Annotated in this window: 24 protein-coding genes; 7 read left to right on the top strand and 17 right to left on the bottom strand. The window is 36.3% G+C overall.

The genetic code is table 11. The features are described from left to right. Nucleotides 1-416: 416 nt before the first annotated feature. From NAG76_01505 to NAG76_01560, 12 genes are all read right to left on the bottom strand, one after another. The gene (locus tag NAG76_01505) at nt 417-2,747 is read right to left on the bottom strand and encodes a FecR domain-containing protein (GenBank protein URN94963.1); all 2,331 of its coding nucleotides are present in this window, start codon (nt 2,745-2,747) and stop codon (nt 417-419) included. A 23-nt stretch (nt 2,748-2,770) separates the two neighbouring features. Continuing rightward, the gene (locus tag NAG76_01510) at nt 2,771-4,351 is read right to left on the bottom strand and encodes a stalk domain-containing protein (protein URN94964.1); all 1,581 of its coding nucleotides are present in this window, start codon (nt 4,349-4,351) and stop codon (nt 2,771-2,773) included. 95 nt (nt 4,352-4,446) lie between these two features. Further along, nucleotides 4,447-6,270 carry an adenylate/guanylate cyclase domain-containing protein gene (locus NAG76_01515; protein ID URN94965.1) on the bottom strand — a complete coding sequence of 608 codons (1,824 nt, stop codon included), beginning with the start codon at nt 6,268-6,270 and terminating at the stop codon, nt 4,447-4,449. Nucleotides 6,271-6,467: 197 nt separating this feature from the next. Further along, entirely contained in the window at nt 6,468-6,842 is a 375-nt protein-coding gene (locus NAG76_01520) for a RidA family protein (GenBank protein ID URN94966.1), read from the bottom strand. Between the two features lie 95 nt (nt 6,843-6,937). Beyond that, on the bottom strand, nt 6,938-7,753 hold the full coding sequence (locus NAG76_01525; GenBank protein URN94967.1) for a VanW family protein: 816 nt from the start codon (nt 7,751-7,753) through the stop codon (nt 6,938-6,940). Nucleotides 7,754-7,964: 211 nt separating this feature from the next. After that, a complete protein-coding gene (locus NAG76_01530) occupies nt 7,965-9,269 on the bottom strand; it encodes a DUF6080 domain-containing protein (GenBank protein ID URN94968.1) in 1,305 nt (434 codons plus the stop codon). Between the two features lie 34 nt (nt 9,270-9,303). Then, nucleotides 9,304-9,621 carry an EamA family transporter gene (locus NAG76_01535; GenBank protein URN94969.1) on the bottom strand — a complete coding sequence of 106 codons (318 nt, stop codon included), beginning with the start codon at nt 9,619-9,621 and terminating at the stop codon, nt 9,304-9,306. Then, nucleotides 9,611-9,901 carry an EamA family transporter gene (locus NAG76_01540; GenBank protein ID URN96736.1) on the bottom strand — a complete coding sequence of 97 codons (291 nt, stop codon included), beginning with the start codon at nt 9,899-9,901 and terminating at the stop codon, nt 9,611-9,613. The genes NAG76_01535 and NAG76_01540 overlap by 11 nt, the downstream gene beginning before the upstream one ends. Nucleotides 9,902-9,927: 26 nt before the next feature. After that, complete coding sequence (locus tag NAG76_01545; protein ID URN94970.1) at nt 9,928-10,557, bottom strand: HAD-IB family hydrolase; 630 nt, start codon at nt 10,555-10,557, stop codon at nt 9,928-9,930. Between the two features lie 28 nt (nt 10,558-10,585). After that, nucleotides 10,586-11,503, bottom strand: a complete 918-nt coding sequence (locus tag NAG76_01550) for a decaprenyl-phosphate phosphoribosyltransferase (GenBank protein URN94971.1) — start codon at nt 11,501-11,503, stop codon at nt 10,586-10,588. Nucleotides 11,504-11,715: 212 nt separating this feature from the next. Then, complete coding sequence (locus tag NAG76_01555) at nt 11,716-12,975, bottom strand: MFS transporter (protein ID URN94972.1); 1,260 nt, start codon at nt 12,973-12,975, stop codon at nt 11,716-11,718. Nucleotides 12,976-13,000: 25 nt separating this feature from the next. Then, complete coding sequence (locus tag NAG76_01560; GenBank protein ID URN94973.1) at nt 13,001-13,459, bottom strand: GNAT family N-acetyltransferase; 459 nt, start codon at nt 13,457-13,459, stop codon at nt 13,001-13,003. Nucleotides 13,460-13,675: 216 nt separating this feature from the next. Between NAG76_01560 and NAG76_01565 the strand changes: the two genes are divergently transcribed. Both NAG76_01565 and NAG76_01570 read left to right on the top strand, forming a co-directional pair. After that, nucleotides 13,676-14,173 carry a ribonuclease gene (locus tag NAG76_01565; GenBank protein ID URN94974.1) on the top strand — a complete coding sequence of 166 codons (498 nt, stop codon included), beginning with the start codon at nt 13,676-13,678 and terminating at the stop codon, nt 14,171-14,173. Nucleotides 14,174-14,175: 2 nt separating this feature from the next. After that, nucleotides 14,176-14,457 (top strand): barstar family protein, encoded by a 282-nt coding sequence (locus NAG76_01570; protein URN94975.1) that lies wholly within the window; start codon nt 14,176-14,178, stop codon nt 14,455-14,457. Nucleotides 14,458-14,801: 344 nt separating this feature from the next. Here NAG76_01570 and NAG76_01575 read toward each other — a convergent pair whose 3' ends face one another. The 5 genes from NAG76_01575 to NAG76_01595 form a co-directional block, all read right to left on the bottom strand. Further along, on the bottom strand, nt 14,802-15,896 hold the full coding sequence (locus NAG76_01575) for a carbohydrate ABC transporter permease (GenBank protein URN94976.1): 1,095 nt from the start codon (nt 15,894-15,896) through the stop codon (nt 14,802-14,804). Beyond that, entirely contained in the window at nt 15,896-16,978 is a 1,083-nt protein-coding gene (locus NAG76_01580; GenBank protein URN94977.1) for a sugar ABC transporter permease, read from the bottom strand. Before NAG76_01580 ends, NAG76_01575 begins: the two co-directional genes overlap by 1 nt. Before the next feature lie 216 nt (nt 16,979-17,194). Beyond that, complete coding sequence (locus NAG76_01585) at nt 17,195-18,592, bottom strand: ABC transporter substrate-binding protein (GenBank protein ID URN94978.1); 1,398 nt, start codon at nt 18,590-18,592, stop codon at nt 17,195-17,197. Between the two features lie 129 nt (nt 18,593-18,721). Next, nucleotides 18,722-19,732 carry a LacI family transcriptional regulator gene (locus NAG76_01590; protein ID URN94979.1) on the bottom strand — a complete coding sequence of 337 codons (1,011 nt, stop codon included), beginning with the start codon at nt 19,730-19,732 and terminating at the stop codon, nt 18,722-18,724. A 157-nt stretch (nt 19,733-19,889) separates the two neighbouring features. Continuing rightward, nucleotides 19,890-20,294 carry a helix-turn-helix domain-containing protein gene (locus NAG76_01595; protein URN94980.1) on the bottom strand — a complete coding sequence of 135 codons (405 nt, stop codon included), beginning with the start codon at nt 20,292-20,294 and terminating at the stop codon, nt 19,890-19,892. 162 nt (nt 20,295-20,456) lie between these two features. Between NAG76_01595 and NAG76_01600 the strand changes: the two genes are divergently transcribed. The 5 genes from NAG76_01600 to cheB all read left to right on the top strand — a co-directional run bounded on the left by NAG76_01600 (nt 20,457) and on the right by cheB (nt 26,746). Next, the gene (locus NAG76_01600; GenBank protein URN94981.1) at nt 20,457-22,535 is read left to right on the top strand and encodes a chemotaxis protein CheA; all 2,079 of its coding nucleotides are present in this window, start codon (nt 20,457-20,459) and stop codon (nt 22,533-22,535) included. Between the two features lie 108 nt (nt 22,536-22,643). Then, nucleotides 22,644-23,129: a chemotaxis protein CheW gene (locus NAG76_01605; GenBank protein ID URN94982.1), complete on the top strand. Its 486-nt coding sequence runs from the start codon at nt 22,644-22,646 to the stop codon at nt 23,127-23,129. Between the two features lie 89 nt (nt 23,130-23,218). Further along, nucleotides 23,219-24,904, top strand: a complete 1,686-nt coding sequence (locus tag NAG76_01610; GenBank protein ID URN94983.1) for a methyl-accepting chemotaxis protein — start codon at nt 23,219-23,221, stop codon at nt 24,902-24,904. Further along, on the top strand, nt 24,904-25,722 hold the full coding sequence (locus NAG76_01615; protein URN94984.1) for a protein-glutamate O-methyltransferase CheR: 819 nt from the start codon (nt 24,904-24,906) through the stop codon (nt 25,720-25,722). The genes NAG76_01610 and NAG76_01615 overlap by 1 nt, the downstream gene beginning before the upstream one ends. Nucleotides 25,723-25,741: 19 nt before the next feature. Beyond that, nucleotides 25,742-26,746, top strand: a complete 1,005-nt coding sequence (gene cheB / locus NAG76_01620; GenBank protein URN94985.1) for a chemotaxis-specific protein-glutamate methyltransferase CheB — start codon at nt 25,742-25,744, stop codon at nt 26,744-26,746. The last annotated feature ends 84 nt before the right edge of the window (nt 26,747-26,830 follow it).

Below are 26,830 nucleotides of genomic sequence, written 5' to 3' on the forward strand. Positions count from 1 at the left end.
CTATCACCTAGAGTGCTAACCCTACTTGTTTATATACCATATTTTAAATTCTAATGTCAATATTTTAAGCTGTTTTCTCAGTGAAAAATTGAATGGTACCACTTACTGATGATGCCATACGACGCATTCCTGCCGAATGAAAAGACATTTTACCTTGCAATCTGGGAATACAACTCATTCAACACGATTATGTTGTGCTTACTTTAACCTTAAATTTCAAACATCCAGTTAATATCTTGCACTAAATTCGTCATAATCTCTCACAACTCAACTGTAATGTAAGTAAGGAGACAATCCCCTTGCTCTATAATAGAGTAGGGAATTGTCTCCTTTCATGATTACTACTTCTTGTTTATACGTCATATCAATTGTTAGATGAAAACTCTCTTAATCATTTCGTAATAATCCTTAGTCAACTAATTATTCCATAGAATAGACGGGATATTAATGAGATAAGTCTCTGTAATTCCATCCCTTGTATACTCTAATTCGAACTGGATAGAATTAGTCCCCGGAGATAGATTGTATATATATTCTACACTATCATTGGGGTTCATTTCCAGAGGTCGCCACTCATCCCCTTCTTTCACACGTAGCCACATCTGATCGGCGTCATTTTTCCTATTAAATCCCATAAAATTAAGATATTGCTCAGTAAAATTAAGATTATCTATTGTAATGACGTAATCATAGTAAGAAAATCCCTCGCTAATTCTATAGGGGGCTGTTTGACGAAGTAAATCATTTCCATCCAGAGCGCCCCACATTTCGTAAATATTGAATGGTTGAACAACAGTATCCACACCCAACTTGAATACTTTGGTGCCTAAAGTACTATGTTCCACTGTTATTGTGAAAATCATCTCAGCTCTCTGTTGTTCCAACTGCGTTATAAACCTACCAGCATTCGGATTTTCAATAGTTAGTCCATTTTGATTAACTTCTACTATTGTTATGTCTGAATCAACTGATGTAAATTCCAAATATACATCATCTCCGTTCACCGGTATTGATCCTTCAATTAATTTGTAGGTGAAATCTTCGTCAATTCCACCCTCACCCTTATAATAATTTAAAGACTTCTGCTTTCCGCCTGTCTTAAATTTAAGATCGAACGGTTTCTCTATATCTGACCATGTAAGTGGAGGTATAGATACTGTAGTTGCCGCATTCAAATTAAACTCTCTCTCTCCTAAACTGCTATGTTTCACCTTTATTGTGAAACCCATCTCAGCATGTTGTGGATACAAGTATGTTGTAAAAACTCCATCACCATTACCGTCATTGTCATCATCTAACTCATAAATGGGCTCACCGTCACGCGTAACTTCTAATAGCTCTATTGATGGATCTGTTGAACTAAAAATAAGTTGTGAATCATCACTGTTAACTACTATTGGTTCTTCAATTAATAGATTAGTGATATTTTCTTCATTGTCCTCGCCATTTTTAATATAATTTACAGCTGTCGAACTATTACCTGACTGGAGCTGAAGATCGAACGGTTTAGTTATCGTTGACCATGAAAGTGGAGGTGTAGTATTCCCACTATTAGAGCCCCCATTGCCTTGTTTCTCTTCATCTAATCTATTTTGCTTCTCACGCTCATATTTCTCTCTCTCTGCTTGGCTAAGACTATCAAGATATTTTTTTTCTAACGCATCAAGACGATCCTGCTTCAATTTATCAGCTTTAGCTTTTTGCTCGTTAGCATTGAAGCTATTAGTCAATGCATCTTTTTTCGCTTGCTCAGCGCGTAATTTCTCCAGACGTTGTTGCTCCGTTAGTTGCGCTTGTTCAAAATTCCAGTCTACATTACCTGTATTTTGATGTAATTCATTATTAGCTAATTGTTGTTCTTTAATTTGTTTTTGTAGTTCTAACAAAGTATTTCCATCTATTTTATTAAGTTTGGAAGCCTCTTGTGCTAATGCAAGTAATAAATTATATACGTTATCGGTATATTGGTTTTGTGATAATGGCAACTGATTAATTTCCGTTGGAAAAGCTGAATTTGTAAATTGATTCATTAAATTTTGATTTTCACTAATAATTTTTTGAGCACTTTCCAATATTGCTTTCATAACTTCGGCACTTGTTGAATTCAGCATTTGTGCTAAAACTTGATTATCAATTGGGATAATCGGGGTCGTCTGATCTTGGTTCTGATCACCTACTGTTATTGCTGAAGCTGGATATACATTAAACTGATTCGTATTATTGCCACTACCTGTAACATTAACATTTCCAGATAATACTGCTATTGATGGTAATCCAGTATTAGGATCTACACCTACAAAGAAATTCGTACCGCGTACGCCCATTATAGCAGTAGGAGTTTCCAATACAAACTCATCATCTTTATTTTTGATCGATTTAACATCAACCCAAACTTTGCCTTTTAACATACTTACTTTCGTTGTTGTACCACTCTTGTTTGACAACTTACTAAACGTTACTGTTGTACTGCTCTCCAATACGAAAGTATCATCTTCTGATGTTCCATTAGAGAATTTCAATACAACTGAACTTTTCTTACCCGTCGTTACGACATCGCCTTGATTCAAACTCATTCCTTTGAATCCTTTTAATGTCTTTTTGCCACCAGACTTTTGAACTTCTACGGTACCTTCAATCTTTGATATTATCGCTACTCTTGAAGTCGCCGCTTCTGCTGATCCGACATGACTAAATATCGATACGACCAAGAAAATAGCAACAAATGTAACTAGACTCCATCTTTTCAATGTATTCCCTCCCTCACTCATTATTAGTTGAAGATTAATTGTCGAATGACAACATTATTGTTAGCTTGATCCCACTCCACGTTATATCCAAGTTGCTCTGCAAAGAAACGTACAGGCATTAACACTCGATTTTCCTTAACGATGGCCGGACTATCCATTAGTAATTCACTGCTTACTCCATGATCGATGATTTTCATAATGTTACTAGTAGCAGAGAATGTATATGAAAGATTTTCATTAACGATAACTTCATATTGATCCGTCGCAGACAAATAATTCACTTGTAAACCTAACTTAGTAACAATTGCTCTTAACGGGACATACGTGCGATTTTGTTGCATAATAGGTGCTACATCAGTTTCTAACAACTCATCGTTAACGATAATATGAATCTCACCATCTTGCTCTACTGATTCAGGTATTACATACGATTGAACAACTCGAATTCTATTGTTGGATGAATCTGCTATGGCGATATCTCCATTATCTAATTCTATGACATCGGTAGGCTCATTCAATGCTGCGGAGGATAGTACGCCATCAGCAAATCCATATTCGCCGCCAATACCCGCTACTGTCGTAACGTTACCATTATGAATTGCACGAATGACATGATTAAGCGTATCCGCAACAAGGATTACTCCTGATTGCGTTATAGTTATACCTGATGGAGAAGAAAGTCGCGCAACCGAAACTGCTCCATCGACATAATCACCTTCCACATACAGCTCGTTGCTACCATACGTTCCATTTCCCGCTACAGTGGATACTGTATTGTTAGAAAAATCGATATAGCGGATACGTTGATTGCCTTTATCACTTACATATAAATTATCTTTCGCATCTATCGCTAGACCAGTAGGTTCATTGAACATAGACTTAGACAAAGGACCATCAGCAAAGCTTCCACTAAACTCCAATACCCCTGGGACATACTCTACAACTCTCTCTGATGCTTTATTTAAAGTTGTGACTTTACCATCCTTATCAATTTTACGAATAAGGTGATTAAGTGTATCTGCTACATAGATATTACCTTTACTATCGACCGCAACATCTGATGGATAGTAGAATCCTGCTTCCGAACCTACACCATCTTGATCTCCAGGCGCCCACGAACCCGCAATCGTTGTAACAACACCTTCGTTACTAATGCGTCGAATACTATGATTATTTGTATCTGCAATATAGATTTGACCTTGTGCATCTAGCGCAAGACCACCAGGTGACTGGTACAAAGCTACATCAACAGCCCCATCTCCGAAGCTTCCAATTGGAAGGGATGATTCATCAAAATCAACAATATGACCACTTAGTGTCGTTAAGTAATCGTTAGCTAATACTCTAATTTTATGATTTTTGGTGTCACTAATTAATAAGCTACCATCATGCTGCTGTAATAGTGAAGTAGGATAGAAAAGTGACGCTTCTGATCTAGAACCATCATTAAAATCAGACTTTGATTGTCCTACCATTGTTCGTACTTCAAGTAATCCTTTTTTACTATTAAGCACGCTACTAGCTTGCACAATAAATGGTGCAGCTACAGCCATAGCGCATACCGACGTAATAATAATATATTTTTTCAGCGACTGACGTTTCAATTTGTTCACCAACCTTTTATTATTTTACTTACTCTAACAGCAACTATATATGTTTATGTATGCCAATTCAGTAATCTAGCTCTCATTTTTCAAAATTATTTAATACTTAACAACTCATAGATAGCAATCACCTGAGATTTACCTTTGAACATCTTCTCTTCGGCATCTCCATATTCAAACAGATCACTTGTCGCCTTATAAACCTCCTCTGACACCATAATTTGACCAGCTGCAGTACCAGATTCAATCCGAGATGCAATATTAACGCTATCACCGATCGCTGTATAATCCATGCGTAAGTAAGATCCAATGTTACCTATAACTACATTTCCTGTATGAATCCCTATACCAATATTAACTTCAACGCCATATTTTTCTAATAATTGATCGTGAATTGGCTTCATATTTTGTTGGATCTGATAAGCCGTTAAGACAGCCATCTTTTCATGTTCTCTTACATCAAGCGGTGCATTAAATAGAATCATTGCGGCATCGCCAATAAACTTATCAATTGTACCATTGTTTTCTAACGCGATCTTCGTAATCATTGTGAATTTCGTATTCAACACATCAACAACTTCGGCAGGAGTTAATTTCTCAGCGAGTGAAGTAAAGCCACGAATATCGAGAAACAGAATAGTAATCCGTTTTGATATTCCACCGATTTGAATATCCATTCCTTGCTTTACAATATCCTTTACAAGATCAGGTGAGATGTATCTACCAAACTGCCTCGTAACAAAGTTTTTCTGGGATTGTTCCATATAAGATTTCAAAGAAACATTGAACACATAAGCAAGTAACATCCCTAATAATACATAGACAATACTTATATGATAGTTAAATTGTTCGTAACTATATTGCTGAGCAAAATAAATAACAACTATGCTCACAATAACAATGCTAAATGTATATAAATTTTTCAATCGCCAAGGTAATAACATGAAAAGTACATAAGCAATAATAATTAAAGATAGTTCAAGTAAGTTAGGTGCATACTGAATGTAACTTCCTTGTAATAATTGATTAGCAATATTTGCATGAACATAGACTAGCTTTGCATCACGCTCAAGTGGTGTCGGCCCTGAATCTTGTCCACTATCACCTGAAATCCCCGTTGCCGTTGCACCTACAAACACGATAGCATTTTGGAAAGTTTCTGGAGGAATCTCACCATAGAGCACATTAACAAATGGAACGGTTAAGAAATCATCCGTAACCAGTTCATAATCAATGGTCATCGTATTTTTCGCAAGTGGATCACTTGTTTTCTGACGATCAGTAAATTCATCGTAGAAAGAGATATCCACACCTGCCATTTTTACTGCCTTGTAGGCTAACGAAGGAATAACTGTTCCATCAGGCGCTTGAATGTTCAACCATGCTTGCCTAATAACGCCATCATGGCTTACAACACGATTGATATGAGCAAATTGTGCATGTCGTGCAAGCAAATCATATGGATAGAAAACATGATTTGTTTGTAAATATTGATCTTCACGGACAACTGATGTTTGGAATACATCTCCTGACGTAACACCTACAACAGGTAATATGACATTATCATATGCCGATAGTGCTTCCGAAAAGATAAGATCACTTTCTTCATTGCTTGCATCGCTAAATGTAAGGTCAAATGCAATAGATGCTGGTTCATACCCCACTTGATTCACCATTTCGAGAAATGAGGCATATACCGCACGATCCCAAGGAAATTGCCCTAACGCTTCTATCGAATCATTGTCAATCGCAACAACGACAATATGAGGATCAGGATCATGACTCGCAGATTGTTTCATATTCATATCTAGCATAATCGTTTCTAACTTTTGAAAGCCATGTAGTTGATAGCTAAAAATAACGATAAAAAGAAGTAAAATGTTGACAATAATAAATGTTTTTCTAATGGTTGATTTCAAACCATCCCCACTTTCCATAAAAAGGTCCTATATCTATATTAAACTAACGATAATTAACGTCAATAGTTTTGATAGATTTATATACATTTAATGCAAAATAAAAATCCTTATATACCAATGAAATTATCTAGGATAATCCATTGATTTATAAGGATTTATAGGAATCTGCAGAAAATTGAATTGTTTGTTTACGATAATTATAATTGAACGATAACTTCGATTTCTACAAGCGCATCTTTCGGTAATCTTGCAACTTCTACAGCACTACGAGCTGGATAAGGTTGTTCGAAGAAACTTGAATATACTTCATTAACAGAAGCAAAATCGTTCATATCTTTCAAAAATACTGTAGTCTTAACAATATCGCCCATTGTACCTCCAGCAGTTTCAACAATAGCCTTCACATTTTCAAGAGATTGCTTCGCTTGTTCTGCTGCAGTAGCAGGGAAGATATTATTTACAGGGTCCATTCCTAATTGACCAGAAGTGAAAAGTAGGTTGCCTACTTGCACAGCTTGAGAATATGGTCCAATTGCTTGTGGTGCTTGCTCCGTATGTATTGCTTTCTTCATCTAACATCTTCCTTCCTAGTTCTGTTACAATCTACATATATTTGATCATTTTATTTTATCTATTCTTATCTTATATAGCAAGTTATTGGTTACGATTATGCGCGATTCTTTTTCGGTGACAATAAGGGACGATACATCATACGCGCATTGTTTTCTGTAATGAATTCATCGCTTAATGTGAAGCCCTCTTCATCAAACATTTTTCTGAATATTACATTATGTCTAATATAGAATCCTTTAGAAGTTTGCTTAATTAGATGTTCCCTCTCGTATATCTCATATCGATAAGGAAGTTGTTCATCTGAGCGGATTTGTCCTAGAAGCTCCTTCTCAGTTAATTGTAGATGTATTTGAAAACGATAGGGGGTATCGTTCTTTAATTGTAAATCTTCAGTATTATATATACAGGTTGCTCCAATGCCAAACGGACGTGATCTTGCTTTGTCTGGAAATAAATCATAAGGGTGACGATGTCTCTCTATAATCGAAAGTGGGGTATGTAATGCCATCCAATATATAAAACTAGAAACTTGATTCAATCCTCCACCTATCGTATGCGTCATTTTATCATCCTGTAATCCATAACTTTTCTTATAACCTCTTCCACGACTAGGTGCACCTATAAGTTTCCAAAATGAAAATATTTGTCCTGGTTCTATTATTATTCCATTAATACTCTTCAGTGCTAACTCAAGATTGTGTTCTGTATTGAGATCATGTTGAAAAATATTAGGCAAAAAACTCTTCTTTAATAATGTGCGGTGTTCAAATAAACTCACATCTAGTAATGACTCATTATATAGTTTTGCATAATTTCCACTATTCATGTACCACTGGAAATAACGTTTTATTTTAGGTAAAGGTCTTAATATCAGTAACGTTTTCTTCTTCTCCATAGATATATGTTTCATTTATTCCACCCTAACTTAATACATTATCTTACATTTTTATACATTAGTATCATTGTAGTGTTTTTACAGGATATGTCAACTCATTTATAATGATATTACCCGTATACCTCTATGTTTGAATCAGTTTTTATTAGGACTAGATCGCAAAGAAGACCATTCAAAAAATGAATGGTCTTCAAATACATATTTATAGATTTACACATGCATCTTATTACTGATCTACATCATTATCATTATTTAACTCTATATAAGCTTGCTCAGTAGTATGAAGTGCTTCCGCATGTTTCAAAATGTTATTTGTCAATGTCGTAATAGCAAACAAGATCACAACAGCAATTAATACTTTTTTCAATACGCTATGTTTGACTTCAATCATGAACCGTCCACCAAGCAAGAAAAATGCAAAGATGAAATGCCCCGCGTACAAATACATATCATACTTAAACACAGCAAGACCGAATCCAACAATAATATGAAGAACAATTGCAAATAAAATGTAAGATACTAATATCCAAGACTCTTTAGATTTAATACCTTTAACAAACCCTGCAATAGAAAGCAGAATAATACCAAAGCCAATAATATGAACATAGATAGGATAAGGACGTGTAAGATCAGTTACGAGAGCGACAATTCCTGGATCAAGCATTGTAATGTCTGGTGTTAATATCGGACTAATTACAAGCATATATACTGCCTTCCAATGTTCACTGAACAAGAAATCTCCCGTATAACTGAAACCTCCACTGCTTAAACTTTGTATCCAGTTATTAATCCACGAATTTCCCTTGAATAAGAGAAACTGAATTAGTGTAACTCCTGTAACCATTAACAAAAAAGCTAAACCAATCATTATTAATTGTTTGAATGTTTTTTTATTGCTTCTATCAAACATATTGAAAAATAATGAGCTGAAAAAAGGAACGATATTGGTCGAAGTTAAACCAAAGTTGATCAGTGCCAATGAAGCATTCGGCAATATTGCGGTTTTCTCAACTGTTCTAGAGTATTGCAAGTACAACACTGAAAAAATGATTACAAATTGAGCATATGGATAAGAATCCGGTATAAATGCTGTGAAAATACTGTATGAGCTAATTCCGAAAAATACTGCAAATAATAACGGAATGATACTGTTCGTATCACTTCTACGTAAATAATAATAGATCATAACTACGCTAAGCGCGTTGATGCACGATTGAATTACCAAGAAAAACAAGTTATCAAATAAATATTTAGAAATGTAGGTAAATGATCCCGTCATAAAGTTTATAAAAGGATGTACTACCGAAGTATTGCTGAATCCATAATACATGGATGGGTCAAAGTTAAATAGATTCAGCATAAAAGGTGCACCGTAAAAAGGACTATGTGCGGCAAGATTAGCAGCATTTTCCTTTATAAAATTAATGAACGGGTAATTCATAATTAAGTAAAAAATAAAGAAACTGATAAACAACATAAGAGCTTTCTTATTATCCCTCTTATACTGTAAAATGTAGCTCAAAAACCCCATATTAATCCACCAATCCATTAGAATTTTCTATTTATTATGAGATTAAAACAATTAATCCAGAAATAATAAAAGCAACTCCAGCAATTTTATATATTCCTATCGTTTCATTAAAAAACCATTTGGCAAAAACTAAAGTCCAGATGAACGTTAGTGCATTAGCAGGTAGTACAACGGTATATGGTAATTCTTTTAACAAGTAAATATTAAGTAGCGCTCCTGTACCGTAAAAAGCGAAGCCAATTAATAGATAGATCAATTTCTTCTTGTTCGTGTAGAACTTAAAATACACACTGCCTAATGAACCAGTTAATGTCATAATTAGAAGCATAAGAATAAGCCACTCATTTTTCATAGGATGTCAATGTCACTCCTATTCCTAATAGTGCAACGGCTATCGCTTTTTTCAATGTGATATCTTCTCCAAGAAAAAAATCTCCGTAAAAGAGCGCGAAGATATAACTCATACACATTAAAGGGTACGCTACAGAAAGCTTTTCTAATGAAAATGCTTTTAACATAAACACCGCGCCTAACCCGTAGCATAAAAATCCGATCATCATATATAGTAGATTAGTATGCCCCCATTTCCAAAAAAGCTGTCCAGTAGCTGTAAGGAAAGCGGAAAAGATCATCAACACTTTACCAAGGTGACGGCTTGTTACATTTGCCAATTTAATTCCTCCAACCCATCGCTACGTTTGTTAATTAGATATCTAGTCTTAACTAACTGAAACATAGGCATATCTGTTAAGGAGTCTGAATACGCAGAAGACTGTTCATAATCAATTTGTATATCTTTATCAGCTAAATACTGTCTAATGCGTACTACTTTCTCTTCACCCTTACAATTATAACCTTCAATAACATTAATATAGCGTCCGTTTTGTTGAACTAATTCAGTTCCAATAACAGCATCCACATAGGGTAAGTTATTAAAGTATTTCACATAAGCATGAGGTGAAGCAGAGACAAGAAGCACATGATAATCTTGTTCCTTTTTGTTCTGTAATTCTTGCAAAGCTTCTTGATATATATTGGGTACTAACACATCGTTGTAGAACTTTTCTAGTTCAGATTGTTCAAAGAAACGAATCGCGTAAAAAAATGATCCTTTCACTTTTTCTACTTTCATTAACTTCAGCTTGTATAATGCCGTAACTACTACAATTGTAAATAAGTTAAATAAAGTCCACGGCTTCTTTTTGAGTCCATATAAGACAAATAGAAACATCGAATCTTTTTTAATGATTGTTTCATCGATATCAAATATTGCAATTTTCTTTTTCATAATCATTCCCTCTATAACGTTCTGTCGTTCACTCAAAAATTGCTAAAATACATACTACACTAATAACATACAATATTACGGTAACTAATATATGCTTATCCTCAAATAAAACTCTGTCAGGAGAACCACCTTTTTTCTCGATATGAATCAGATAGAGATATCTAAAAATCCCATAAATAACAAATGGTATTGTCCACATCAAATGAATTGTACGTCCAGAAGTAAATGTGAATAAGGAATAACTAATAATAGTTGCTGAAGTTACAATGCTATTAAGCTGATCTAGTAAAGTAAATGAGTACTTTTCTAATACTTTACGGTGGGTTCCCATCTCATTTTCTAATAGAAATAGTTCATGCCTTCTTTTACCGATTGCCAAAAATAAAGATAAAAGCATCGTACAAATTAAGAACCAAGGTGTAAATGGAACATGAATAACAAGTCCCCCTGCAATCGCACGCAGTACAAATCCCGTAGCAATGACCATAATATCAATAATAACGACATGCTTTAGGAAAAATGAATAACACACGTTCAAAGCAAAGTACGCTATGAGAAGAAGTGTGAACAGTGGATTCAAAAAATAGGAAACTATTAAAGATGCTATTAAGAGAAAACTACCGAAAGTTAATGCCAATATAGGATTGAGCGCACCTGAAGCCATTGGTCTAAATTTTTTAACTGGATGATTCTTATCAGCCTCTCGATCTACATAATCATTAATGATATAGACACATCCAGAAATAAAACTAAAAAGAAAAAATCCTAATAATGTATTAATTATCGTTGTAACATTGATCATTTCAAAAGAAAAAAGTAGAGCAGCAAATACTAATAGGTTTTTAGTCCATTGCTTTGGTCTAAGTTGCTGAAACAAAAGTTTGAACACATTACTATGCGCTGCTCGAATTTCTTCATTCGTAATATTAATATTAGTTGAAGTCATTTGTTAATCTCCTGCCTGATAGTTTGTTATAAATTCCGCCTTAAAATCCGATTCAAAAGAAGCGTACTAAGTCTACCATATTTACAAATACTGTACAATCACATAGGAGTTATTTACCTAGGCCATTCATAACAAAAAGAGACCCGCTCATCAGAGTGGTATCTCTTAGGTTCATTAGAATTAATTTCAGATACGCTTATAAATAATTCTGTCTACTTCTTCCTACGAAAAGCTAATGGAGCAATAACTACCCCTAGTACCAGTAAAACTATTCCGAGTAGTAGAAAGAATCCATACTGTTGAGTCCAGAGCGGTAATTGTTTCAATTGTTCAAAGATGGCTCCACCAATTGTAGGTCCTAGAAAACCAGCCAAACCAGTAATTGCTGAAAATACAGCAATATATATAGGTCGCTCTGCTTTCGGAGATGAACCAATCATAAATATAAAAATTTGTTGGTTATAGCTACCTAGACCTATTCCAAGACAAATAAAAATTAATACTAGAACAAGCAGTTGCGGTAAAAACGATAACGTTCCCCATAATAGTGCCGAGACTGCAAGAAAAGGTAATGAAGCTAATAGTAATGTTCGTTCACTGTACTTGCGAGAAAGTTGCCCACAAATATAGAAACCCAACATCGATGATACCGTTTGCAAAATAACTAGATTTGCTACGGTTTGATATCTTACGTTTAATACATCAAGCATGACATAAGAGAAAAATGGATGAGTCATCGACAATATTAATGTCCATATCGTTAAAAATAGTAGCCCCTTAAAGAAGATATGATCCTTAAACGGTTTTAGTACAAATGTTCCAACTTTCATTTCCTGTGTTTTTTCAAATGCTGGATTCGGGTATCTAGCAAAATAAATGATGTTCATGATTACAGTAACGGCTGCAAGTATGAACATAATATTGAATCCGAGTGCTCCATCATACCTATCGATAATAACCCCAGTAATATATAATCCAATACTATTTACCGCACTAGTTATGACATTACGAATACCGAAGTACTTCCCTCGTAATTGATCAGGTACCATATCAGAGATTAATGAAGTCCAGATAACCCCTGCAAAAGCGTTTATTGATGAGTAAAGTAAAAAGATAACGATAAAGACAGCTAACCAAATCTCTTTTGGAAATATAAATGGAATAATACCTGTCATCAATCCTATTAGGCGATGAGCTGAAGCGAGAAGTACGAAATTGAGTTTTCGATTTTTCAGTTTTTGCATGTACATGGCAGCTAATATTTGTAGAAGATTTGCGATAGCTGGCACTGCGAGTACTATACCAATTTGTTGAGAATTCGCCCCTAAGTAAAGTAAGTACGCTGTTAAAAACGGACCTGAAAGCATAGTTAGCAATAACATTGCCCATATGCCTTCCATTACTGCCATCTCCATACCATGTCGATATGGAGACTTCATTCTGTCGACTTGCGACTTAGCTGAAAAACGCATGCACATGCCCTCCTGAGTAGGTCAACTATGATTGGTCATTAAGTTCCAAGCGCATTTGTATATGATAAATACCATCTTCAATATAAGGTTCTGACACTACAACGAAGCCTACTCTTTCATAAAAGCTCGTTAATTGTTGCTGCGCAGAAATTGTAATGGCATCTCCTTGCCAATGAGAACCAACAAACGCGATGGCGCGCTGTAACATCTGTTCTCCGAAACCAGTCCGTCTTAACGAAGGAGTAATGATCACGCGACCAATAGAATAAGTTTCATAACTTACTCCTTGATTCAATAATCTCAAATATCCTAATAACTGCCCGGCTTCATCTCTTAATTGCAAATGATAAGCTTCAAGATCTTTATTGTCACAATCCGCATATATACTTTGCTGTTCAACTACGAATATATCGGTACGTAACTTTATGATTTCATATACTTCTACATTAGATAATTGCGAAAAATGCTTTATACTCCACTCCATATGAACTAACTCCTTCAGTAAATACTTTCTCGTTGAATTGTCCTACACTTTACTTAATTGAATTACTACTATTACATTGTATTGCTAACATCATACTATGGAATTCAATAAAAAAATATGGCATTTTAATTGTATTTTATATTCAATTTTGCCTTGATAGCACTGATCACTTATACTTAACTTGATACGAATAGATTAATAGGAGTGAGTAACAACATGTTATTAAAATCTTTACAAGGAATTAGAAATACACTGAAACTTTCGCTCTTTCTTCTCCTGACTACATTAAGTTTGCTATTAGGCGGTTGTAGTGAACTTATTACTGATCAAAATGTAGCATACGATGCTAACTCTTCTATACCTAATGCTTCATCAGCATTGACTAGCTTTGAAGATGTTGCTTCATATATTCGCGATAATGGAAAATTACCTGATAACTTTATTAAGAAAAAAGATGCTGAAAATCTAGGTTGGGTCCCTTCAAAAGGTAATCTTCATGAGGTAGCCCCCAATATGAGCATAGGTGGTGATAAGTTCGGCAATCGTGAAGGACTATTACCAAAAGCCGATGGACGAACATGGTATGAAGCAGATATCAATTATACAGGTGGTCGTCGTAATGCCGATCGTATCGTATTCTCTAATGATGGTCTTATCTACATGACCACGGATCATTATAAAAGCTTTACAGATATTACGAAAGAGGTGCGGTAAAAATGAGCGATATTATTGAATTACGATTGTCTGAAGCTGAAACCTATGATGATGTTCACGAATGGTTAGCAGCTAAATTAGATTTACCTGCTACCTATGGTCGTAATCTCGATGCACTATGGGATTGCTTAACTGGCTACATTAATCTTCCAGTATCCTTATTGTGGATTAATGACAATGAAAGTACGAAAGATTATACCGCTATTATTGAATTGTTTGAAGAAGCATCTAGTGAATGCGATCAATTAAGTTTTGAATATCTCGTAAACGATAAAGACGAATAATATCACCATTGAAATAACAAAGGGAACTGTTCACTCATCTCCATAATTATGGATTGAGCTTACAGTTCCCTTTTTAGCATAACTTCGTGATCACAAGTGATTGGATTTAAACATCATTCCAATAAAGTTCAAAGAGATTGCTTGTCAACACCAAGAAGATGACATGAAGCTAGGAAAGTGAGTAGCGCAACGTACGTTATTGGTACGTGAGCATCGGAGCAACCGATGAATGCCATGTTCGACGTCGACTATGCTTCAGCGCATAACTTCGTGATCACAAGTGATTGGTTTTGAACATCCTTTTCAATAAGGTTCAAAAAAATCGCTTTTCAACACCAAGAAGATTACCCCTTAACTGACCCTCCTAGTAACCCCCTAACAAAAAACTTCTGAAGGCTGAAAAATACAGTCAATGGCATAAGCATGGAAATAAACGCTGCAGCCGTTAGTAAATGCCAATCTGAGCCACGAGAACCTGCCATATCGGCAATTCTCATAGACATCACTTGCACATCAGCCTGAGTTCCAATAAAGATTAAGGATATGAGATAGTCATTCCATACCCAGAGAAATTGAAATATACCAATTGAAGCAATCGCAGGTATTGATAATGGCAATACTAGTTTCGTAAATATTGTGAAATTAGATGCACCATCCATAAAGGCTGATTCGAACAAATCTTTCGGTAGCTGACTAATATACGAATACATAAAGTAGATTGTGAGCGGTAACCCAAAGCCAGTATGCACAATCCAGATACCGAGGTAAGTACCATTTAAGCCAAGTAAAGTGTAATCCTTCATAATGGGAATAAGTGCAACCTGTAGCGGTACAACCAATAACATAATTACTGCAATAAACATCGTTTTTCGCATGGGGAAACGAAGCCAAGCAAATGCATATGAAGCAAAGGTTGCAATGAGAACAGGAATAACGGTAGCAGGTATTGATACAATTAATGTATTCATAAATGCTTTGGACATTCCTTGACCCTTTTCGGTCTTAACCGTTCCATCTGCTTGTTGAATTTTATATAATTTACCTGTCAATACACTTTCGTAGTTAGAAGTAGTAAATTCCGTATCCATCTTTAAGCTTTTGTCCTGCACATTGACAGTACGAGCACGTCTATTTTCCCAAATTAATCGATTACCATCCTTTGTAATAGCGCCTTCGCGAAGCTGATCATCACTGAAAGTTTCACCATTTATCGTAATCGGTTCACGAAGATCTGTATCCTTTGGCAAAGTAATCGTGTCTTGTGTAGCATAATCCTTGTGAGGAAAGACCTCCCACCAACCGCTTTGCAAAATATTTACCGCAGGACGGAATGACGAAACCAAAAGTCCAAAAGTTGGTATAATCCATATCAAACAAATAAAAGCTAGAATTAGATTCACTATCCACTTTTTACTTTTACGTCGTTTACGCTTTGCCATTAGAATCCCCCCTGCTTTTTGAACTGGCGTAAATTAATCCAGATCACTGGAATAACGCAGATTAGGAGAACAATGGCTAACGTCGAGCCAAATCCTGCATTACGATACATAAAAAATTGACGATAGAACTGTGTCGCTACAACTTCAGTATCATATTGACCACCTGTCATTACCATAACAACATCGAATATTTTCAAAGTAAATACGACAATGGTAGTCGATACAGATAAAATCGTTCCTGATATAAAAGGAACAATAATTTTGAAGAAGATACGAGTTTCCCCAGCACCATCTACGCGAGCAGCTTCAAGGAGTTCCTCTGGAACCCCTTTCAGTGCTGCTGAGAACAATACCATCGCAAATCCTGTCTGCATCCATATTAAGATAACTATGAGAAATAGATTATTCCACGGCTGGAACATACTTGTAAAAGCTTGAGGTTCAAAACCTAATGAAACCAATAACGCATTTAGCAATCCAATCTGTTCTGTACCTGGTTTATAGAAATAGATAAACTTCCAGATTACACCCGCAGCAACAAATGAGATCGCCATCGGCATAAAGATTATACTTTTGGCAAGCTTCTCAAAGCTACTACGATCAGCTAACACTGCGATTAACAAACCAAGGACGATACAAGCAGTAGCTCCGAACACAACCCACAATAAGTTGTTGCGAAGTGCACCTAATAATATTCGATTGGTGAAAACCTCAACGTAGTTTGCAAAACCTACAAAATTAGTAGTCGTAGAATCAAAGAAGCTCATATACAGTGTACGGATCGTTGGCACAAGAAGTAGCCATGCCAGTAAGGCAACTGCTGGTCCTACGAAAAGTATAGGTATCATCTTTTGCTTCCAGCGATCTGGATATTGCTCTATCGCCAAGTTAAAGGACCAGTATATGAAATATACTCCGAAAATCCCCCATAGTATGGCTACCACTGCGTTAATCACACCAGGAAGATTACCGTCCCTTAACACAATATAGAACATGGAGTGTATCATTGCATTGCTGATGATCACCAGTAAAGTGCTTAATATGATACGCAACGGTTTAACTCCTGGTACTGATGTACGCATAGTAAGCCCTCCTAAAACTTTTCATTGGCTCCATGAAGTGACTTCTTGCAAATGAAAAGTCACTTCGAAAGCATAATCTAAAACTTTTCATTGGCTCCACGAAGTGACTTCTCGTGAATGAAAAGTCACTTCGAAAGCATAATCTAAAACTTTTCATTGGCTCCATGAAGTGACTTCTCGCAAATGAAAAGTTACTTCGAAAGCATAATCTTTTATCTAGTTGTTGTAGCCTGCTGAAATCTCAGTTAGTGCTTGATCTAATGTAACTGTCCCACTTATATAGTCAGTCGCACCTTTCCAAAATGTACCCGCACCAACTGCACCCGGCATAAGATCAGAACCATCGAAACGAAGCGTAGAAGCATTTTGTACTAGCTCGCCCATACGTCTTTCCGCTTCTGAAGGATACCAGTCAAGACTTACATCGTTCATTGGAGCAATTACGCCACCCGATTGAACCCATTTTTTGATTGATTCTCCTGTTGTGAAAAACTCCATAACGGCACGAACTTCTGGGCGGTCATTGTGCATTGCATAAATATCTCCTGCTACAAGAACAGGGCTACCGTATTGTGGATCAATTGGTGGCAAGTAGAACCAATCATAGTCCTCACCAGCAGTTACGCCTTCTGGAAAGAAGCTAGTAATAAAGCTTGCTTGACGGTGTAACCAAGCATCTGCAGGAGTTTTGAACATTGGTAATACAGAGTCACCGAATGATGTTGTTACAATCGATTTTGTTCCACCATATACGTAATCAGGATTCAACCAAATTTCAGACATTTTTTCGAATGCATTTTTCACAATTGGATCAGTGAATTTAAGCTCACCAGTAACCCATTTATCATAGTTTTCAGCAGATGTTGTACGTAGCATAATATCTTCGATCCAATCAGTAGCTGGCCAGCCAGTTGCTGCCCCACTTTCAATTCCGATTGCCCAAGCTGTATCCCCATCAGCTGCGATTTGTTCAGTTAGTGCAAGCAGTTCATCCCAAGTTGTTGGAACTGTATATCCTGCTTCATCAAATTGCTTTTTCGGATACCAAACTAAGCTTTTTACACTACTTCTGTTCCATACTCCTGCCATAATATCGCCATTAGGACCTTTCATAGAAGCCATATCAAGCCAAGATTGATTGTAATTCCCTTTTAATTTTTCTACATCAAGGAAAGTCGAGACATCGATCACTTTTCCTTGACTAACAAATGTTGATAAAAGACCTGGCTGAGGAAAGTCAGAAATATCTGGTGCATTTCCACCTTCAATACGAACACCAATGGTTGCTTCAAACTCTTTTGATCCTTCATATTGAATATCAATGCCTGTCGTTTCTTCAAACTCAGCAATTGCATCTAGAAATTTCACTTCGTCCTCATCAACAAAAGGTCCAAACATAGATACTGATGTACCTTTATATGCACCTTCATAAGCTAGCTCAAGTGGAGTCCCTTCTTTCTCTTCTGGCTCCGTTATCGGTTCTTCTTTATTTGTATCTACATTGTTGGTAGGAGTATTCGTGGTTTTGGGTTCATTTTCATCCTTGTTACCGCCACATGCTGAAAGTACTAACACCAATACAAGGAGCAATGTCATCATTTTGTATCTGACCATTTCAAATCATCCCCTTCATAGTATTGAAACCAAGCAAGCAAAAAATTTCGCTAGTCTACCAGACTATGTCTTGGTCAAGCATCACCACCTTACTAGAGGTTGTTCAAAAAGCGAACTTTGATAACGAAGTCAAGTTAACTCTCTTGTAGAATCTCTAATCACGAGCTCATGCGGTAATAATATTTGAGAGGGGGAGTTAAACTCATTCATAAGTTGATTGTGAAGCAGTAAAACCGCTTTAAAACCAATATCATACATTGGTTGAGCAATTGTCGTTAGTCTTGGAGTGACCATCCATGACATCCTTACATTGTCAAAGCCTATCACTGATATATCTTTTGGTACATGTAGGTTGTTATCGTGAAGATAAGCCATCGCTGCCATTGCAAATTCATCTGAGCAGGCAAATATTGCGGTTATTTGTGGGTGTTTATGCATGAGTTGCGCGACTGAAAGATATGCTTCTTCAAACCAATTGTTTGCAAATGCAGTATAGTTTTTGCACTGATCGTACAAATTAGCAGCTCTCAATGCTTGCTTAAATCCTCGATATCTTTTGTCACCTGTAATTGGATCTGGCAAAGTGAATCCTAGAAAAGCGATATTTTTATGGCCTAATCCAATTAAGTATGACACAGCATCGTATGCTCCCTTCTCATCGTCTATCATGATCGATGAAAGAGGATACTCCTTAGATTCCGTCGATACTAAAACTACTGGCATATGATATTGATCAATTTCCTTGTAATAGCTTGGTCGCATAAAATCACTCGTGTACAATATGCCATCAATATGCTTATTCCTAAAGTTTTGCAAATAAGACAATGTTCTTTGCTCATCTCGATCTGTATTACAAATTATTAGCACGTAATCTATGCTCTTAGCTGCATCCTCCATTCCACGAATTACTCCACTATAGTAAGGATTAAGAATGTCCGGGATAAAAACACCAATGGTCTGAGATCGATTGTTTATTAAACCTCTTGCAAAAGAACTTGGCTCAAAATTCAACTCCTCAATAGCAGCCTGAACTCTTAGTCGCTTATCTTCTTGTACCGCAATCGGATTATTCATTACCCTCGATACAGTACTTATGGATACATTAGCCAATTTGGCAACATCTTTGATCGTGATTCTCAAGTCCACCATCCTTTTTTGAAAAGGTTTTCAAGAATTATTAATACGATATGAATGTTCTTGTAAAGTTAGAATATTATTGCTAATTTTATTCAAAAAAAAGACTCGTAGTAGCTTTTAATCTTAAAAGCTACTACGAGTCTAAATTAGATTAAATAGATTATGATTCACTAGCACTAGCAAGTGGAATTTCGGTGCGCTGAATGGCTTCAGCAAACTTAAGTAGATCTGTCAAGTCCTGCTCATTCATACGAAACGAAATCTCCATTAACTTAGCAAATAACTCTGGATTTTCCGCATACTTCGCCTTAATATGCTCGCTATATGACTTTTCATCTAGCGAATTTTCTCTATTCGATATTTCCCCTAGTAATAACCAATCAATAGAAACATCGTATGTATTGGCGATAGAGATTAGCGCTTGTGCTCCTGGCACAGAGGTGCGAGATTCTGATTCCCAATCACCAACATTTCCGGCAGATACTCCTATTTCTTTAGCGAATTCCGCCATTGTTAATCCCATATCTTTTCTGAATTGTCTAATTCTATTCTTAATTTCTTTCATAAATCCTCCTCATTTTAACTCTCTTGTTAATAAAGAATAACGATTTACATATTGTGTATAATCGTATTTACGATTATAATCATTTGGAGTTTAGATTTAGTAATTATACTATCGTTTACCATTTATTGATACTTATACGTGAAAGGATGTAACGTTAGCAACATGAGCGAAGCAGATCCGATTTTTGAAATGTATATCCATGAATCAACACAGATGATTGAACTTACTGAGTCTATCGTTCTTGACTATGAACAACAAAACGCTTTAACGGATGATGCAATAAATGAAATTTTTCGCAATATGCATACGCTAAAAGGCTCGTCTGCTATGATGGGTTTTACCGGAATTACGGAAATTGCACATGCACTTGAAGACTTATTTCAGATGCTACGGGAGGATCGTGACTTCGAATATAGTTTCACAGCCCTTTCTAATATCATCTTGCAATGTGTAGATTACTTCAAGGAGGAAATTTTAGCTATTGCTAATCACTCCCCCTCAGATGAACTACCTAATTCTGCTGCTTCAACGATTACTTTAATTCAGCAATTTATTCATCAACTGCAACAGCAATCGGCCAGCACGTTAATAGCTCAAGTCAACACGTTAGAAGACAATAGCCTATTAACAACTTACCGCGCATCTTTAAGATTTACCGATGACTGTCAAATGGAAAATATTCGTGCTTACCAGACCGTACATCAACTTGAAGATCATATGATTGATTACTCGCATTTTCCCGAAAATTTAATAGAAGATGACACTAGTCAGCACTATATACGGGAACATGGATTTCAATTAACTTTTCGTTCCAAACTTCCTCTCAGTGAGCTTGAACAACTTATACAACAAACAGCATATCTCGCTAGTGCAGAATTAAACATCTTTGATGTAGAAGATGTAGCCATTGTAAGTAGCACGCTAGCATTAGCTAGTACAGATAGTACAGATAGTACAAATACCTTGGATTTATCGATTCCAGTGAATGATTCAGTTCGTGAACAAGCGGTAAATTCAACGACCGGCCCACAAGTAACCGTGAAATCTTCTGTCATCAGCGTTAATGTGCAAAAGCTTGATCGACTGATGGATTTGGTAGGTGAGCTAGTTATTTCCGAAGCAATGCTTAACTCTGAGTTAGAACGTGAAGATGGCCCCTTAGAGGCAAGACAATCATCACAAGTAGCTCAACGTAATCAACTTCGTAAAATCATAGGCGAATTGCAAGATACAATAATGGCGATTCGTATGATTCCTCTTTCACCAAGCTTTCATCGCATGCGACGCTTAACACGTGATATGTCGCAAAAGCTAAACAAAGAAGTACATATCGAACTGATTGGAGAAGAAACAGAAATTGATAAATCTGTAATCGATCAAATCGTTGATCCACTTATGCATATTGTGCGTAATGCGATGGATCATGGTATTGAACAACAACATATTAGAGAGGCCAATGGCAAGCATCCTATCGGTAGAATTACGCTTGAAGCTCGTAACATTGGAAGTGATGTATTACTAATCATTACGGATGATGGTCAAGGAATCGATCGTGATCGACTTATTCAAAAAGCATATACTGCAGGATTGCTTGCGCCACATCAAGTTGAACTAAGTGATCGAGAAGCATATCATCTGATTTTCCATCCTGGTTTATCAACTAAAGAAGTTATAACTGAATTCAGTGGACGTGGCGTCGGAATGGATGTCGTTGCCAAAAATATTGAGCAGATCGGCGGTACGATCTACATCGATAGTGAACTTGGGAAGGGGACAAGCATTACAATCAAAATCCCATTAACACTTGCTATTATTGATGGAATGACCGTTCGTGTAGGGAACTCACACTATACATTGCCAACATCGTCTATTAAAGAATCGTTTAGACCAGCAGAAAGAGATCTGCTATCTGATCCTGATGGAAATCTAATGGTCATGGTACGCGGTGAATGTTATTCGATCATTAATTTAGCTCATTATTTGAAACAGCAAAGTCAATATCATCATCCTACAGAAGGTATTTTAGTAATGATTGAAAATGAATCTAGAACGATATGTCTACTTGTCGATGAGCTTGTCGGTCAACAACAAGTGGTTATTAAACCTCTGCCACCTTATTTCAAACAATTTAAGCGACTCAACGCTTTTTCAGGTTGCACACTGCTTGGCAATGGCAAAATTAGCATCATTATGAATATGACTGAACTTGTTACAAGCAATCATGCGACTAACACGTTATAACCATCTCATTATCATAAAAATGCATCTAAGTTTATAATGTCGAAGCTACTTTTTATTATAAAGTGGTTTTGTGAAGTAAATAAAAAGCTATAGGAGGTTCCATCTCAAATGTCACAACTACATACACAACATGAGGAAGAAGATGAACAAAAAGACAAATATCTCACCTTTAATCTAGGTGAAGAAAGTTATGGGATTGAAATCCGCTATGTTATTGAAATTGTCGGAATTCAGGATATTACTGTTGTTCCTGAGGTTCCTCAATATATTAAAGGCATTATTAATTTGCGCGGTCAAATTATTCCGGTCATGGATGTACGTTTACGCTTCAAAAAGTTATTTCAACAATACAATGATCGAACCTGTATCATCGTTGTTCAAATTCAACATATTGTTATCGGACTTATTGTAGATAAAGTAGCAGAAGTCGTCTCTATCCCTCTTTCAAATATAGTTCCACCGCCTGAATATACACAAATCAGTAATCAATATATTCAAGGCATCGGTAAACTTAATGATGAAGTAATGTTGCTTTTGGATTGTAATAAACTCATTCATGATCAAGATGCTACCTTGATAGAACAAATCTTATAAGGTCGAAGTCGAGGTTAAACTCAGAATATGCTCACGCACACATAAGTCGGATTACAAATAATAATTACACATCAATGGAGGTATTACTTATGAATTGGTTCAACAATATGAAAATCGGAAACAAATTAATTACATCATTCGTATTAGTCGCGATGATTGCAGGCGTTATTGGCACGATATCCGCATTGAATTTGAACAAAATTAACCAAGGTTATATTGAGATGTACAAAACTGACGCATATCCAGTCGGTGAATATGGCACAATCGGCATTAATTTCCAAAGTACCCGTTCACTCATTCGAAGCATTATGATGACTACTGATCCGAATGAACAACAAAAATATATTGATCAAATAGAATTAAATGATCTGGAAAATGAAGATGCTGTTAAGTCTATTGCAGCAACAATAAATTCTACCGATGATCAAGCTAGCTTTGATGTGTTAAAAAACACTTCAGCTGAATATCGATTAGTACGTAATGAGGTAATTGCAGAAGCAAAAGCCGGAAACATAGAAAAGGCAACATTGATTATGAGTGAAGCTAGTGATTTATCTACTAAAATGGATGAGATTATTACAGGTTCGTTCAAAGACAAACAGGCATCTGCGTTAGTAACAATGACAGAACTAACTGAGCAAGCTAAAGTAACAATCATTACATTAATCGTCATTGTCATTATCGCTATGCTACTTGCTATTCTACTTGGTGTATTCATTTCTCGTAATATTAGTCGCCCAGTTAATCGACTTGTTGAAACTGCTAATGAAATTGCGGATGGCAATCTAAACGTTGAAGTCAACATGAATTCTAAAGATGAAATCGGTCAACTAGCTGTCGCTTTCCAAAAAATGATTAATAATTTGAACGATGTCATGAACAATATCCGTTCTGCTTCCGATCAAGTAGCAACAGGTGCAAAACAGATGTCTGAATCTAGCGTGTTACTATCTCAAGGCGCTACAGAACAAGCCAGTTCCGTAGAACAACTTACTGTTTCTTTAGAAGAAGTATCTAGTAAAATCAACTCCAATGCTACTAATGCACTTGAAGCAAATCAATTAACACAGCAATCCAAGAAGAACGCATTACAAGGTAACGATCGTATGAAAGAAATGCTCGTCGCTATGGAAGATATTAATGCTTCTTCCTCTAATATTTCAAAGATTATTAAAGTAATAGATGAGATTGCATTCCAGACGAATATTCTTGCGCTTAATGCTGCAGTTGAAGCTGCTCGAGCGGGTCAACATGGTAAAGGGTTTGCGGTCGTGGCCGAAGAGGTTCGTAATCTAGCAGCACGTTCTGCCAATGCTGCCAAAGAAACAACAGAGATGATTGAAGGATCTATCCAAAAAGTAACGAATGGTACGAAAATAGCTAATGATACTGCTAGTGCTTTGAATCATATTGTAGAAGATATTACGAGAGTTGCTGTGCTAGTAGAAAATATTACAGATGCATCTAGTGATCAAGCTTCTGGCATTTCGCAAATTAACCAAGGATTATTCCAAGTCTCTCAAGTTATTCAGACGAATTCTGCTACATCCGAAGAAAGTGCAGCAGCAAGTGAAGAGCTTAGTGGACAAGCTAATATGATGAAGGAACAAATAAGCCGATTCAAGACTCGTGATATGAATAACTATAGTTACAACTCATCGTATCAAAACTATAGTTTTCAACCTAACCCTTCTCAATTAGATCAAGCATTCGCCAATACAACAGCAACAATAGCACCGATTAGTATTAGTGATAAGGAGTTTGGGAAATATTGATGGCTCTCAATATAAGCGAACAAGAATTTCAACAACTTGCTCAATATATCCATTCCCATTATGGCATTCACCTGAAAGATGAGAAGAAAACATTACTGGTAGGAAGATTGCAGCAAGTCCTATTTAAGCTTGGGATGACAAGTTTTTCAGAATATTATTATTATCTTGTAACCGATCGTACAGGTGACGCTGCAAGATCGCTTATCAATCATATTTCAACGAACCATACTTTTTATATGCGAGAAGCTGATCATTTCTTTTTCCTGCGAGATCATTGTCTTCCACAAATCAAACCGCAGCATAGTAATCGAGATGTTCGCATATGGTGCGCAGGATGCTCTTCTGGTGAAGAGGCTTATACGCTAGCCATGATCCTTGAAGATTTCTATGGCGCTCAAACACCAAGTTGGGATAAAAAACTTCTGGCTACAGATATTTCAACTCAGGCGCTTGAAAAAGCAGTAACAGGTATATATAGCGCCGATGCTATTGAATCTTTACCTGCATCATGGCGCTCCAAATATTTCCGCAAATTGGTTGATCAGCAATATGAGATGATACCACGAATTAAGGAAGAAATCCTTTTTCGCAGATTCAATCTTATGGCACCAAGCCTTCCGTTTAAGAAGAAGTTTCATATCATTTTTTGTCGTAATGTTATGATCTACTTTGATAGTCCAACTAAAGATAGACTCATCCAACAGTTTTATGAAGCTACCGAGCCTGGAGGTTATTTATTTCTTGGGCATTCGGAATCGATAGATCGCAAGCTGTTCGGCTATAAATACGTTCAACCATCAATATACCGTAAAGTATAATAATAGAAAGGGTAATAGCATGACTACACCAATCCGTTTACTAATCGTGGACGATTCTATCGTTTTTCGAGAAGCTTTGGCAAGAGGTTTATCACATGAACCACTCATTCATATATTACCAACTGCATCAGATCCATTTGATGCCATCGGGAAGATTAAGCAGTATAAACCTAACGTTATTGTAAGCGATATAGAGATGCCTGGTATGAACGGTATTGAATTTATTAAAAATCATGTAAGACCTTTGAAAATTCCAACGATCACATTATCTGCTTTACATGATCTCAAAGATCTATCGTTACGTGCAGGTGCATCGGCTTTTCTAACAAAACCCAGATCAAATACTGATAGCGAAGTAACGAAGTTTATTAAAGACCTTCTAATGCTAGTTATTAATCTTGGTAGAGTACAACATCCTTATAATATCGTTCACAATCAAGGTTCATCTGCCGGAGATACGAAGCGGAAACTGATTGTTATTGGTGCTTCTACAGGAGGAACTGAGGCTATTCATCATGTTCTTAGTAATCTTCCGAGTAATTGTCCACCAATTCTGATCGTACAGCATATCCCTCAGGGCTTCTCTCGTATGTTTGCTGAACGACTAAATGATGCTTCACCGATGCAAGTTAAAGAAGCTGTTCATGGCGATCTACTACGACCAGGATTAGCACTCGTTGCACCTGGTGATAAACATATGCGACTTAAAGAGCATCATCAGCAGTTTTTTGTAGATTGTCGTCTTGGAGAAAAAGTCAATGGTCACGCCCCCTCAGTGGACGTATTATTTCATTCTGTTGCGATAACTATGGGCTCTCATGCAATAGGAATAATATTAACCGGAATGGGTCGCGACGGAGCGGAAGGTTTACTAGAAATGCGCATAGCAGGAGCAAAAACTTTGGCACAAGATGAGGCAAGTTCAATTGTATATGGTATGCCAAAAGCGGCATTTGAGATTGGAGCAGCTGAGAAACAAGTGCCCTTAAGTCGTATTGCTCAAGAAATATTACTCTCACTATAATGAAAATGACGAAAGGACGTTGCTCTTAACAACATCTTTTCGTCATTTTGTTCTATATATTCATAAAACTCAATATTGTTACAT

This window comes from Candidatus Pristimantibacillus lignocellulolyticus, from assembly GCA_023639215.1.
Lineage (GTDB): Bacteria > Bacillota > Bacilli > Paenibacillales > Paenibacillaceae > Pristimantibacillus > Pristimantibacillus lignocellulolyticus.